The organism is Streptomyces sp. NPDC037203 (assembly GCF_055605065.1).
Genome location: NZ_JBVJUC010000002.1, coordinates 1,028,032 through 1,040,178 on the forward strand (window position 1 = coordinate 1,028,032; position 12,147 = coordinate 1,040,178).

At 71.2% G+C, this 12,147-nt stretch carries 11 protein-coding genes and 1 pseudogene; 11 read left to right on the forward strand and 1 reads right to left on the reverse strand.

Annotation, left to right across the window (positions count from 1 at the left end; genetic code table 11):
- Nucleotides 1-49: 49 nt before the first annotated feature.
- Nucleotides 50-1,000, reverse strand: coding sequence for a hypothetical protein (locus ACZ7EC_RS09115; protein WP_471059685.1), 951 nt, complete (start codon nt 998-1,000; stop codon nt 50-52).
- Nucleotides 1,001-1,345: 345 nt separating this feature from the next.
- Between ACZ7EC_RS09115 and uvrC the strand changes: the two genes are divergently transcribed.
- From uvrC to ACZ7EC_RS09170, 11 genes and pseudogenes are all read left to right on the forward strand, one after another.
- Entirely contained in the window at nt 1,346-3,778 is a 2,433-nt protein-coding gene (uvrC, locus tag ACZ7EC_RS09120) for an excinuclease ABC subunit UvrC (RefSeq protein WP_471059687.1), read from the forward strand.
- A gap of 5 nt (nt 3,779-3,783) precedes the next feature.
- A complete protein-coding gene (rapZ, locus tag ACZ7EC_RS09125) occupies nt 3,784-4,812 on the forward strand; it encodes an RNase adapter RapZ (protein WP_471059689.1) in 1,029 nt (342 codons plus the stop codon).
- Nucleotides 4,809-5,900, forward strand: coding sequence for a gluconeogenesis factor YvcK family protein (locus ACZ7EC_RS09130; RefSeq protein ID WP_471059691.1), 1,092 nt, complete (start codon nt 4,809-4,811; stop codon nt 5,898-5,900). Before rapZ ends, ACZ7EC_RS09130 begins: the two co-directional genes overlap by 4 nt.
- Nucleotides 5,891-6,880 (forward strand): DNA-binding protein WhiA, encoded by a 990-nt coding sequence (gene whiA, locus ACZ7EC_RS09135; RefSeq protein ID WP_061919442.1) that lies wholly within the window; start codon nt 5,891-5,893, stop codon nt 6,878-6,880. Before ACZ7EC_RS09130 ends, whiA begins: the two co-directional genes overlap by 10 nt.
- A gap of 428 nt (nt 6,881-7,308) precedes the next feature.
- The gene (gene gap, locus ACZ7EC_RS09140) at nt 7,309-8,316 is read left to right on the forward strand and encodes a type I glyceraldehyde-3-phosphate dehydrogenase (protein WP_145491580.1); all 1,008 of its coding nucleotides are present in this window, start codon (nt 7,309-7,311) and stop codon (nt 8,314-8,316) included.
- 146 nt (nt 8,317-8,462) lie between these two features.
- Nucleotides 8,463-9,674: a phosphoglycerate kinase gene (locus tag ACZ7EC_RS09145; protein WP_471059695.1), complete on the forward strand. Its 1,212-nt coding sequence runs from the start codon at nt 8,463-8,465 to the stop codon at nt 9,672-9,674.
- A gap of 6 nt (nt 9,675-9,680) precedes the next feature.
- Nucleotides 9,681-10,457 carry a triose-phosphate isomerase gene (gene tpiA / locus ACZ7EC_RS09150; RefSeq protein WP_471059697.1) on the forward strand — a complete coding sequence of 259 codons (777 nt, stop codon included), beginning with the start codon at nt 9,681-9,683 and terminating at the stop codon, nt 10,455-10,457.
- A gap of 119 nt (nt 10,458-10,576) precedes the next feature.
- Entirely contained in the window at nt 10,577-10,813 is a 237-nt protein-coding gene (gene secG, locus ACZ7EC_RS09155) for a preprotein translocase subunit SecG (RefSeq protein WP_471059699.1), read from the forward strand.
- A 210-nt stretch (nt 10,814-11,023) separates the two neighbouring features.
- On the forward strand, nt 11,024-11,359 hold the full coding sequence (locus ACZ7EC_RS09160; RefSeq protein ID WP_003957010.1) for an RNA polymerase-binding protein RbpA: 336 nt from the start codon (nt 11,024-11,026) through the stop codon (nt 11,357-11,359).
- Nucleotides 11,360-11,513: 154 nt separating this feature from the next.
- Nucleotides 11,514-11,870 (forward strand): hypothetical protein, encoded by a 357-nt coding sequence (locus ACZ7EC_RS09165; RefSeq protein ID WP_471059701.1) that lies wholly within the window; start codon nt 11,514-11,516, stop codon nt 11,868-11,870.
- A 44-nt stretch (nt 11,871-11,914) separates the two neighbouring features.
- Nucleotides 11,915-12,147 (forward strand): annotated as a pseudogene (locus ACZ7EC_RS09170) (glucose-6-phosphate isomerase); the annotation flags it as partial.

Sequence of the window (12,147 nt, forward strand, 5' to 3'; positions counted from 1 at the left end):
CGCCGCCGACTCCTGCGGTCGCACCGGCCGGCGGACGGCGCGGTCCCGTTCACCGGGGCCAGTCCCAGGCGATGCCCACGATGCCCGGCCTGATGCGCGGCTCGACCACATGCGCGCAGTGATGCGGCCCGGTGACGAAGAGTTCCTGCCGGACGGTGCGCGGAGCCTCCGGGGAGTGCTGCGTGAAGCGCCGGCAGCGCAGGGGCAGCGCGGACGCGTCGAAGCGCACCTGGAGCGCGTACTGGCCGCCGGGCGCGTCGAACCGGTGCAGGTACTCGTGGGCGGCGCCGGCCGTGCCGTCCTCGACGGCGTAGCGGAAGAGGAAGGTGTCGCCGGCGCGCAGCCGGGTGTCAAAGAGCAGTTCGGCCACCAGTACACCGGCGTCCTGGTCCCGGCGGACGCGGCCCGTGCGGCAGTTCTCCAGGGCCCGCACGCTCATCTCGTGCGGGGCACAGCCGGGGTCGCCCTGGTGGACGACCAGGAAGCGGTCGACGCCGTCGCGGTGCGCGCGCACGATGTGATGGGCCTCGCGGGCCATCAGCTCGCGCCCGGCGCCGATCCGGACGCACTCGTGGTGGCCCAGGGTGTGCAGCCCGCTGTCGGCCGGCCGGTCCAGCTCGGCCCTGAGCCGGTCCAGTACGCCCGCGGCCTCGACCAGGGAGCGGTACGAGCGGCCCGCCGGGGCCTCGGCCTCGCCGCACCGGCCGGACTCGGCCAGCAGCCGGATCAGGGATTCGTCCGGCAGCTGGAGGATCTCCTCCAGGGCGCGGACGGCACGCAGCGACTCGGGGCGCTGCGGGCGGCGCGCGCCCTGCTGCCAGTAACTCAGGCTGGTCACACCGACCTTGACGCCGTGGCGCGAGAGATGGTGCTGGACGCGCTGGAGCGGCAGGCCGCGCGCGGCGATCGCGGCACGCAGCGCCACGTGGAAGGGGCCGCCCCGCAGGGCCGTGTCCAGTTCCCCGGTGGGGAGGTCAGCGTGCTCTAGGGCATGCCGCATGCCGAGGGGCCTTTCTGTCGGTGTCACGACGGCTGGTCGGACCGCCTGCGCGGGTGTGCGGGGCCACCCCCGTGGCGCCGTGGACGCCCCTGGCTGCGCGCGCCGCGCCCCTTCCTGCGCGTGCCGGCCCCGAGTTCCCCCGCATTGAAGCGTGTTGACCAGAACCCGACAACACCTTGAGGTCGTACGCCCCGTACTACTGGCCGGACCGCGTCCCCCACGGCCCGCACGGGGCCGGCGGGCCGGCGCGCCGGGAGTCGGCGCGGGTGTCCCCGGACGAGCCGCGTGGCCGGGGTTATCCACAGGCCCGACGCGGTGTCGGTGCTCGCCAGTAGGGTGTGAGACATGGCCGATCCCTCCAGCTACCGCCCCAGGCCGGGTGAGATCCCGGACACCCCCGGGGTGTACAGGTTCCGTGACGAGCACCGCCGGGTGATCTACGTCGGAAAGGCGAAAAGCCTGCGCCAGCGCCTGGCGAACTACTTCCAGGACCTGGCGAACCTGCACCCGCGCACCCGGACGATGGTGACCACCGCCGCGTCCGTGGAGTGGACCGTGGTGTCCACCGAGGTCGAGGCACTGCAACTGGAGTACTCCTGGATCAAGGAGTTCGACCCCCGGTTCAACGTCAAGTACCGCGACGACAAGAGCTACCCGTACCTCGCGGTGACGATGAACGAGGAGTTCCCGCGCGTCCAGGTGATGCGCGGTCACAAGAAGAAGGGCGTGCGGTACTTCGGGCCGTACGGACACGCGTGGGCCATCCGGGACACCGTCGATCTGCTGCTGCGGGTCTTCCCGGTGCGCACCTGCTCGGCGGGCGTGTTCAAGAACGCCGCCCGCACCGGCCGCCCCTGCCTGCTCGGCTACATCGGCAAGTGCTCCGCCCCCTGCGTCGGCCGGATCAGCCCCGAGGACCACCGGGAGCTGGCCGAGGAGTTCTGCGACTTCATGGCCGGCCGCACCGGCACCTACCTCCGCCGCCTGGAGAAGCAGATGATGGACGCGGCCGAGGACATGGAGTACGAGCGGGCCGCCCGGCTGCGCGACGACATCGGGGCCCTGAAGAAGGCCATGGAAAAGAGCGCGGTCGTGCTCGCCGACGCGACCGACGCCGACCTCATCGCGGTCGCCGAGGACGAACTGGAAGCGGCCGTGCAGATCTTCCACGTGCGTGGCGGCCGGGTCCGCGGCCAGCGCGGCTGGGTGACCGACAAGGTCGAAGAGATCACGACCGGCGCCCTGGTCGAACACGCCCTCCAGCAGCTGTACGGCGAGGAGACTGGAGACGCCGTGCCCAAGGAGGTGCTGGTCCCGGCGCTGCCCGAGCCGGTCGAGCCGGTCCAGGAGTGGCTGACCGGCCGCCGCGGGTCGAACGTGTCGCTGCGCATCCCGCAGCGCGGCGACAAGAAGGCGCTCATGGAGACCGTGCAGCGCAACGCCCAGCAGGCGCTCGCCCTGCACAAGACCAAGCGCGCCTCCGACCTCACCACCCGTTCGCGCGCCCTGGAGGAGATCGCCGACGCCCTCGACCTGGACAGCGCCCCGCTGCGCATCGAGTGCTACGACATCTCCCACCTCCAGGGCGACGACGTGGTCGCCTCCATGGTCGTCTTCGAGGACGGCCTCCAGCGCAAGGGCGAGTACCGCCGCTTCCAGATCAAGGGCTTCGCCGGCCAGGACGACGTCCGCTCCATGCACGAGGTGATCACCCGCCGCTTCAAGCGGTACCTCGCGGAGAAGGAGCGGACGGGGGAGTGGGCCGACGGCGAGGAGCCGGGCAGCGACGGCGACAGCGTGCTCACGGTCGGGCCGGCCGCGCCTGTCGGCACCGGGGTCGCACGGACGGACGAGGGAGCCGCGCCCGCGAACGCCGGGGCCCCGCTCACCGGCGAGGAGCCCGCGCCTGCTGACGCCGGACCCGCGCCCGTCGCTTCCGGCACCGCGCCGCAGGGCGCCCCGGCCGAGCCCACCGACACCGTCCCCTCGCCGACCCCGGCCCGCACGGACTCCGGCGCTCCCGCCGCCCCGGACTCCGGCATCCGCACCGACGCGGACGCCCCCACCCCCGCCGCCCCGGCGTCCGGCGTGCCCGCCACCCCGGAAACCCCCCGGTCCGCCCCCCTGACCACCACCGAGCCCGCCCCTCCCGACGATCCTCTCGGAAGCCCCTTCAACGGCTCCCTCAAGGATGACGACGGCCGGCCCCGGAAGTTCGCGTATCCGCCCCAGCTGGTCGTGGTCGACGGTGGTCAGCCGCAGGTCGCGGCCGCCCGGCGGGCGCTGGACGAACTGGGGATCGACGACATCGCGGTGTGCGGCCTGGCCAAGCGGCTGGAGGAGGTCTGGCTGCCCGGTGAGGACGACCCCGTGGTGCTGCCCCGCACCAGCGAGGGCCTGTATCTGCTCCAGCGTGTGCGGGACGAGGCACACCGCTTCGCGATCACCTACCAGCGAACCAAGCGCGCCAAACGCTTCCGCGCCGGCCCCCTGGACGACGTCCCCGGCCTCGGCGAGACCAGGAAACAGGCGCTCATCAAGCATTTCGGCTCGGTGAAGCGGCTGCGGTCCGCCACAATCGAACAGATCCAGGAAGTGCCCGGAATAGGCCGCAAGACGGCCGAGACCATCGCCGCGGCCCTCGCCCGGTCGGCCCCGGCCGCACCCGCCGTGAACACGGCGACCGGAGAGATCATGGAAGACGAGGAACCCGAGACGACGGCGGGTTCCTCGGGGGAGCCCGTGACCGCGGGTCCCCCGGACGAACGACGGGGGTAGGAGACATGACCGAGCACGACGCACAGCCCGCACAGCGCCGAGATCAGGCCCACCCGGATCCGGGCGAGGAGACCGCCCCGCGGTCCGCGGGCCAGGAGACCGGCCAGGACACGGGCGACGACAACGGAGCACAGGTGAGTACGGGCGGCGAGGCGGCCGGGGTCCCCGAAGCGGCGATCCCCGAGCTGGTGATCATCTCCGGCATGTCCGGAGCGGGCCGCTCGACGGCCGCGAAGTGTCTGGAGGACCTCGGCTGGTTCGTCGTGGACAACCTGCCGCCCGCCCTCATCCCGACCATGGTCGAACTGGGCGCCCGCTCCCAGGGAAACGTGGCGCGGATCGCGGTCGTGGTGGACGTCCGCGGCCGGCGCTTCTTCGACAATCTGCGCGAGTCCCTGGCGGACCTGGAGGCCAAGCACGTCACCCGGCGGATCGTCTTCCTGGAGTCCTCCGACGAGGCCCTGGTGCGCCGCTTCGAGTCGGTGCGCCGCCCGCATCCGCTCCAGGGCGACGGCCGCATCGTGGACGGCATCGCCGCCGAGCGGGAACTGCTGCGCGAACTGCGCGGCGACGCCGACCTGGTGATCGACACCTCCAGCCTCAACGTGCACGAGCTGCGGGCCAAGATGGACGCCCAGTTCGCCGGCGAGGAGGAGCCCGAGCTGCGGGCCACCGTGATGTCCTTCGGCTTCAAGTACGGCCTCCCGGTCGACGCGGATCTCGTCGCGGACATGCGCTTCCTGCCCAACCCGCACTGGGTCCCGGAACTGCGCCCCTTCACGGGTCTCAACGAGGAGGTGGCCGGCTACGTCTTCAACCAGCCCGGCGCCAAGGAGTTCCTGGACCGCTACGCCGAGCTGTTGCGGCTGATCGCGGCCGGCTACCGCCGTGAGGGCAAGCGCTATGTGACCATCGCGATCGGCTGTACCGGGGGCAAGCACCGCTCGGTCGCGATGTCGGAGAAACTCGCCGCGCGCCTTGCGGCCGAGGGTGTGGAAACGGTGGTCGTACACCGGGACATGGGACGGGAATGACGGAACGTACACCGCGGCTGGGCCGGCTGCGCCGGGTGGTGCCCGAGGCTCGCTCCGGCCGCGCGGGTGAGACCCGTGCCAGCCGCCCGGCCGAGGCCCGCGGGGGCCGGCCCCGCCGCAGGGGCGCACAGCCCAAGGTCGTCGCGCTCGGCGGCGGCATGGGCCTGTCCGCCTCCCTCGCCGCGCTGCGCCGGATCACCGGCGATCTCACCGCCGTCGTCACCGTGGCCGACGACGGCGGCTCCAGCGGACGGCTGCGCGACGAGCTGGGTGTGCTGCCGCCCGGCGATCTGCGCAAGGCGCTGGCCGCGCTGTGCGGGGACGACGACTGGGGCCAGACGTGGTCCCGTGTCATCCAGCACCGCTTCCAGTCCCAGGGCGACCTGCACGACCACGCGGTGGGCAACCTGCTGATCGTCGCCCTGTGGGAGCAGCTCGGCGACCACGTCCAGGCGCTGGACCTGGTCGGCAAGCTGCTCGGCGCGCACGGACGGGTGCTGCCCATGTCCGCCGTGCCGCTGGAGCTCCAGGCCCTCGTCAAGGGGCACGATCCGGAGCAACCGGAGGCCGTGGACACGGTGCGCGGACAGGCCACCGTGGCGCTGACACCCGGCGAGGTGCAGTCCGTGCATCTGGTGCCGAACGACCCGCCGGCCGTCCCGGAGGCCCTCGCGGCGGTCCTGGACGCCGACTGGGTGGTGCTCGGTCCCGGCTCCTGGTTCTCCTCGGTGATCCCGCATCTGCTGGTGCCCGAGCTGCTGGACGCCCTGACCGAGACCAAGGCCCGCAAAGTCCTCTCCCTGAACCTCGCGCCGCAGCCGGGCGAAACCGACGGCTTCTCCCCGCAGCGTCATTTGGAGGTTTTGGGGCGACACGCCCCTAAACTCGCCCTGGACGTGGTGCTGGCCGACGAGGCCGCCGTGCCCGACCGCGACTCGCTCACCGAAGCCGCCAAGCGGCTGGGAGCCGCGGTCGAGCTGGCCCCGGTGGCCCGGACCGACGGAACACCCCGGCACGACCCGGAGCTGTTGGCCGCCGCGTACGACCGTATTTTTCGGATGCATGGAAGGATCGGCCCATGGCGATGACGGCAGCGGTGAAGGACGAGATCTCCCGGCTTCCCGTCACCCGGACCTGCTGCAGGAAGGCGGAGGTCTCCGCCATTCTGCGGTTCGCCGGCGGCCTGCATCTGGTGAGCGGGCGCATCGTGATCGAGGCGGAGCTGGACACGGCGATGGCGGCCCGCCGCCTCAAGCGGGACATCCTGGAGATCTTCGGGCACAGCTCGGAGCTGATCGTGATGGCGCCCGGCGGACTGCGCCGCGGCTCGCGCTACGTCGTCCGGGTCGTCGCGGGCGGGGACCAGCTCGCCCGGCAGACCGGCCTGGTCGACGGCCGCGGCCGGCCGATCCGCGGGCTGCCCCCGCAGGTGGTCTCGGGGGCCACCTGCGACGCGGAGGCGGCCTGGCGCGGGGCGTTCCTCGCGCACGGCTCGCTGACCGAGCCCGGCCGTTCCTCCTCCCTGGAGGTGACCTGTCCGGGGCCCGAGGCCGCGCTGGCGCTGGTCGGCGCCGCCCGCCGGCTGTCGATCGCCGCCAAGGCGCGGGAGGTGCGCGGGGTGGACCGCGTGGTCGTCCGGGACGGTGACGCGATCGGCGCGCTGTTGACCCGGCTCGGCGCGCACGAGTCGGTGCTGGCCTGGGAGGAGCGCCGCATGCGCCGCGAGGTGCGGGCCACGGCCAACCGGCTCGCCAACTTCGACGATGCGAACCTGCGGCGCTCGGCCCGCGCGGCGGTGGCCGCGGGGGCGCGGGTGCAGCGCGCGCTGGAGATCCTCGGCGAGGAGGTGCCCGAGCACCTCGCGGCGGCCGGGCGGCTGCGCATGGAGCACAAGCAGGCCTCGCTGGAGGAGCTGGGCGCGCTCGCCGACCCGCCGCTGACGAAGGACGCGGTCGCGGGCCGGATCCGCCGGCTGCTGGCCATGGCCGACAAGCGCGCCTCGGACCTGGGCATTCCGGGCACGGAGGCGAACCTGTCGGAGGAGCTCGCGGACAACCTGGCCGGCTGAGCCGCCGCACGCCGCACGCCGCACGCCGCGGCCGGTAACCGACAGGCCGGTGCCGACCCCCGTCCGAGGGGGTCGGCACCGGCTTTCGTATGCCCTCCTCGGGCGCGCCGGAGGAGGGCATACCACAGGTGAGCGCAGGCCCCATCAACGGTGCGAAATCGGGGTAGTGAACAGGTGAGCCGACCCGCTCACGAACGAGTGACATCGACGTCACCAAGGGGCGACATTCGATAGCAAAAACGGGTGAATCAACTGCCGATCCGAGAGGGTCCGTACCTCTACTGCCAGGTACGAAACGCCTGCCCATGTATGCGCCATCTCGATGTCACCGAGGGGCCCTCGGAGAGGTAGGGTCGGTGGTGGTCGGGGACATCCCAAACAGAGCTCGCCGGCTCGCGTGGCCGGCGTACCAACGAGGAGATCGGTTCGTGACGATCCGCGTAGGCATCAACGGCTTCGGCCGCATCGGCCGTAACTACTTCCGCGCACTGCTGGAGCAGGGTGCGGACATCGAGGTTGTGGCTGTCAACGACCTGGGTGACACGGCCACCACGGCCCACCTGCTCAAGTACGACACGATCCTGGGCCGCCTCAAGCAGGAGGTCTCCCACACCGCCGACACGATCACCGTCGACGGCCACACCATCAAGGTGCTGTCCGAGCGCAACCCGGCCGACATCCCGTGGGGCGAGCTGGGCGTCGACATCGTCATCGAGTCGACCGGCATCTTCACCAAGCGCGAGGACGCCGCCAAGCACCTGGCCGGCGGCGCCAAGAAGGTCCTCATCTCGGCTCCGGCCAAGGACGAGGACATCACCATCGTGATGGGCGTCAACCAGGACAAGTACGACGCGGCCAACCACCACGTCATCTCGAACGCGTCCTGCACCACCAACTGTGTGGCCCCGATGGCGAAGGTCCTGGACGAGAACTTCGGCATCGTCAAGGGTCTGATGACCACGGTGCACGCGTACACCAACGACCAGCGCATCCTGGACTTCCCGCACAAGGACCTGCGCCGCGCCCGCGCCGCCGCCGAGAACATCATCCCGACCACCACCGGTGCCGCCAAGGCCACCGCCCTGGTCCTGCCGCAGCTCAAGGGCAAGCTGGACGGCCTCGCCATGCGCGTCCCGGTCCCGACCGGCTCCGTCACCGACCTGGTGGTCGAGCTCAGCCGCGAGGTCACCAAGGAAGAGGTCAACGCCGCCTTCCAGAAGGCCGCCGAGGGCGAGCTGAAGGGTCTCCTCGACTACACCGAGGACCCGATCGTCTCCTCGGACATCGTCAACGCCCCGGCGTCCTGCACCTTCGACTCCTCCCTGACCATGGTCCAGGAGGGCAAGAACGTGAAGGTCATCGGCTGGTACGACAACGAGTGGGGCTACTCCAACCGCCTCGTGGACCTCACGGTCTTCGTCGGCAACCAGCTCTGAAGCGCCGAAGACCGCAGCAGCACGACCGTGACATGAGAGCAGGGCTCGGCCAGCGCACCGTCGCGCTGGCCGGGCCCTGTCTCACGCATGGAGCACGTCCTCATACGATCAAGGTGCACCACGAGCCCTCCTCAGGAGTCCACTCAATGAAGACGATCGACGAACTTCTCGCCGACGGCGTAAGCGGCAAGCGGGTCTTCGTCCGCGCCGACCTCAACGTGCCGCTGGCCGACGGGACGATCACCGACGACGGCCGCATCCGCGCCGTGCTGCCCACCGTCAAGGCCCTCGCGGACGCGGGCGCCAAGGTGATCGTCGCCTCGCACCTGGGCCGCCCCAAGGGCGCCCCGGACCCCGCCTTCTCGCTGCTGCCCGCCGCCGAGCGGCTCGGTGAACTGCTCGGCGCCCCGGTCGCCTTCGCCCAGGACACGGTCGGCCCCGCGGCCCACGACGCCGTCGACGGCCTTCAGCCCGGCCAGGTCGCCGTCGTCGAGAACCTGCGTTTCAACCCCGGCGAGACCGCCAAGGACGACACCGAGCGCGGCGAGTTCGCGGACCGGCTGGCCGCCCTCGCCGATGTCTACGTCGGCGACGGCTTCGGCGCCGTGCACCGCAAGCACGCCTCCGTGTACGACCTCCCGGCCCGGCTGCCGCACTACGCCGGCTACCTCATCGCCACCGAGGTCGGCGTCCTGAAGAAGCTCACCGAGGACGTCAAGCGCCCCTACGTGGTCGCGCTCGGCGGTGCCAAGGTCTCCGACAAGCTCGCCGTCATCGACCAGCTGCTCGGCAAGGCCGACCGGCTGCTCATCGGCGGCGGCATGGCCTACACCTTCCTCAAGGCCAAGGGCTACGAGGTCGGCATCTCCCTCCTCCAGGAGGACCAGATCCCGGCCGTCACCGAGTACATGGAACGCGCCGAGAAGCTCGGTGTGGAACTGCTGCTCCCGGTCGACGTCCTGGTCTCCCGCGAGTTCCCGGACCTGAAGACCAAGGCGCCGAGCCAGTACGACACCGTCGACGCGGACAAGATCCCCGCCGACCAGGAGGGCCTGGACATCGGCCCGAAGACGCGGGCGCTGTACGCCTCGAAGCTCGCCGACGCCGAGACCGTGTTCTGGAACGGTCCCATGGGCGTCTTCGAGCACCCCGACTACGCCGAGGGCACCAAGGCGGTCGCCCGGGCGCTCGTAGACTCGAACGGTTTCACCGTCGTCGGCGGCGGTGACTCCGCCGCGGCCGTGCGCACGCTCGGCTTCGACGAGAACGCATTCGGCCACATCTCGACCGGCGGCGGCGCCTCCCTCGAATACCTCGAGGGCAAGACGCTTCCCGGTCTCGCCGCACTGGAGGACTGACCCCGTATGACCACCCGCACGCCGCTGATGGCGGGCAACTGGAAGATGAACCTCAACCACCTCGAGGCCATCGCCCACGTCCAGAAGCTCGCCTTCGCCCTGGCCGACAAGGACTACGAGGCCGTCGAGGTCGCCGTCCTGCCGCCCTTCACCGACCTGCGCTCCGTACAGACCCTGGTCGACGGCGACAAGCTCAAGATCAAGTACGGCGCCCAGGACATCTCGCAGCACGACTCCGGTGCCTACACCGGCGAGATCTCCGGCCCGATGCTGGCCAAGCTGAAGTGCACCTACGTGGTCATCGGCCACTCCGAGCGCCGCCAGTACCACCACGAGACCGACGAGATCGTCAACGCCAAGGTCAAGGCCGCCTACAAGCACGGCCTGACCCCGATCCTGTGCGTCGGCGAGGAACTGGACGTCCGCGAGGCGGGCAACCACGTCGGCCACACCCTCGCCCAGGTCGAGGGCGGCCTGAAGGACCTCCCGGCCGAGCAGGCCGAGACGATCGTGATCGCCTACGAGCCCGTGTGGGCCATCGGCACCGGCAAGGTCTGCGGCGCCGACGACGCCCAGGAGGTCTGCGCCGCCATCCGCGCCAAGGTCGCCGAGCTGTACTCCCAGGACGTGGCCGACAAGGTCCGCGTCCAGTACGGCGGCTCCGTGAAGTCGGGCAATGTCGCCGAGATCATGGCCAAGGCCGACATCGACGGCGCCCTGGTCGGCGGCGCCTCGCTGGACACCGACGAGTTCGTCAAGATCGTGCGCTTCCGCGATCAGTGACGGTGCGGCGGCGCCGACTGTGAGTAGGCGGTAGCCGCGATACGTCGTACTCTTGCGGGGGCACGGCCCAGGTGCCGTGCCCCCGTCGTCCATCCGAATCCGAGGAAGTTGGTCCAGCCGTGGTTTTGGGGTTCTCGATCGCCCTGATCGTCTTCAGCCTGCTGCTGATGCTGCTGGTGCTGATGCACAAGGGAAAGGGCGGCGGCCTCTCCGACATGTTCGGTGGCGGCATGCAGTCCTCCGTCGGCGGCTCCTCGGTCGCCGAGCGCAACCTCGACCGGATCACCGTCGTGGTCGGCGTGCTGTGGCTCGCGTGCATCGTGGTCCTCGGCATCCTGATGAAGACGAACGGCTGATCCCGGCCTTCCAGGCGCACACATTCCGTACGTCGAGCCCCATGTCCGGCGCGCGCTCCCGAGCGCGGCCTATCATGGGGCTTGCGTCTGAGTGCGGGGGCGGTAACTCCCATCACTGGACGCGCGTTGGGCCTTACGTAGACTGAGGCGCTCGCAGCGAAGCGGTACGCCGACTCGCTTCGCGGCACCATCACGCAGGGAGTTACGACCGTGGCAAGTGGCAACGCGATCCGGGGAAGCCGGGTCGGGGCGGGGCCGATGGGCGAGGCCGAGCGCGGCGAGTCCGCACCGCGACTGCGCATCTCCTTCTGGTGCTCCAACGGGCACGAGACCCAGCCGAGCTTCGCCAGCGACGCACAGGTCCCCGACACCTGGGACTGCCCGCGCTGTGGCTTTCCGGCCGGCCAGGACCGGGACAACCCGCCGGACCCGCCGCGCACCGAGCCGTACAAGACGCACCTCGCGTATGTGCGGGAGCGGCGCAGCGACGCGGACGGCGAGGCGATCCTCGCCGAGGCACTCGCCAAACTGCGCGGCGAGATCTAGACATCGAGGCCCGGCCGGGCACCCTCGGGTGCCCGGCCGGAGCCGTATCCGCCGCTCGCGTCCGACCGATTGTCAGTGGCACCCTCTACGGTTCTTGTGAAGGCGACGACCGCGAGGGGGAGTTGTGACGACGGTGGCGGCGGGGGAGACGAGAGTGCCCACACGGCGCGGGGGCTCCGGGCGACTGCGGCGCGTCGCCGTGCCCGCCATCGCGCTGCCGGCCGCCTTGGCCGTCTTCCTGCGTGCTGTCCTGCGCGCGGGTACGGCGTGGGCCGCAGCGCTCCTCGTCCTGGTCTTCGCATCCGACCTGCCCCAGCGGAGCGTCACCGGCACCACCACCCCGATGCGGCAGTGCGGCCCCGACGGTGCTTGCCCCGGCCGGGCCGGCTCCGCCTCCCGTCCTCCGGGCGCCGCCCGCTCCGTCCGCGCGCTGATACCCGTCGGCGGACGCCCCGGTCGCCGCGCCCGAGGACGGCGCCGTGGCGGCCCGCGTCCCCAGGTGATCAATTAGGTTGGAACCTCTGGGACAGGCACGAAAGAAGGCGGAAGTCGGAAATGAACGCAGACGGCCGTACCAGGCTCAACCAGACGCCCGAGTGGACCGCTCTCGCCAAGCACCGGGAGGAGCTGGCCGGCACCCATCTGAGGGAGCTGTTCGCCGCCGACCCCGAGCGCGGCACCGGGTACACGCTGCGGGTCGGTGATCTGTACATCGACTACAGCAAGCACCTGATCACGGATCAGACCCTGACCCTGCTGCGGGAACTCGCCGCCGCCACCGATGTGTT

Coding starts and splice junctions, on each gene's coding strand:
- whiA (WP_061919442.1), top strand. CDS start 5,891: ATGGCGATGACGGCAGCGGTGAAGGACGAGATCTCCCGGCTTCCCGTC.
- ACZ7EC_RS09115 (WP_471059685.1), bottom strand. CDS start 1,000: ATGCGGCATGCCCTAGAGCACGCTGACCTCCCCACCGGGGAACTGGAC.
- tpiA (WP_471059697.1), top strand. CDS start 9,681: ATGACCACCCGCACGCCGCTGATGGCGGGCAACTGGAAGATGAACCTC.
- ACZ7EC_RS09145 (WP_471059695.1), top strand. CDS start 8,463: ATGAAGACGATCGACGAACTTCTCGCCGACGGCGTAAGCGGCAAGCGG.
- ACZ7EC_RS09130 (WP_471059691.1), top strand. CDS start 4,809: ATGACGGAACGTACACCGCGGCTGGGCCGGCTGCGCCGGGTGGTGCCC.
- rapZ (WP_471059689.1), top strand. CDS start 3,784: ATGACCGAGCACGACGCACAGCCCGCACAGCGCCGAGATCAGGCCCAC.
- uvrC (WP_471059687.1), top strand. CDS start 1,346: ATGGCCGATCCCTCCAGCTACCGCCCCAGGCCGGGTGAGATCCCGGAC.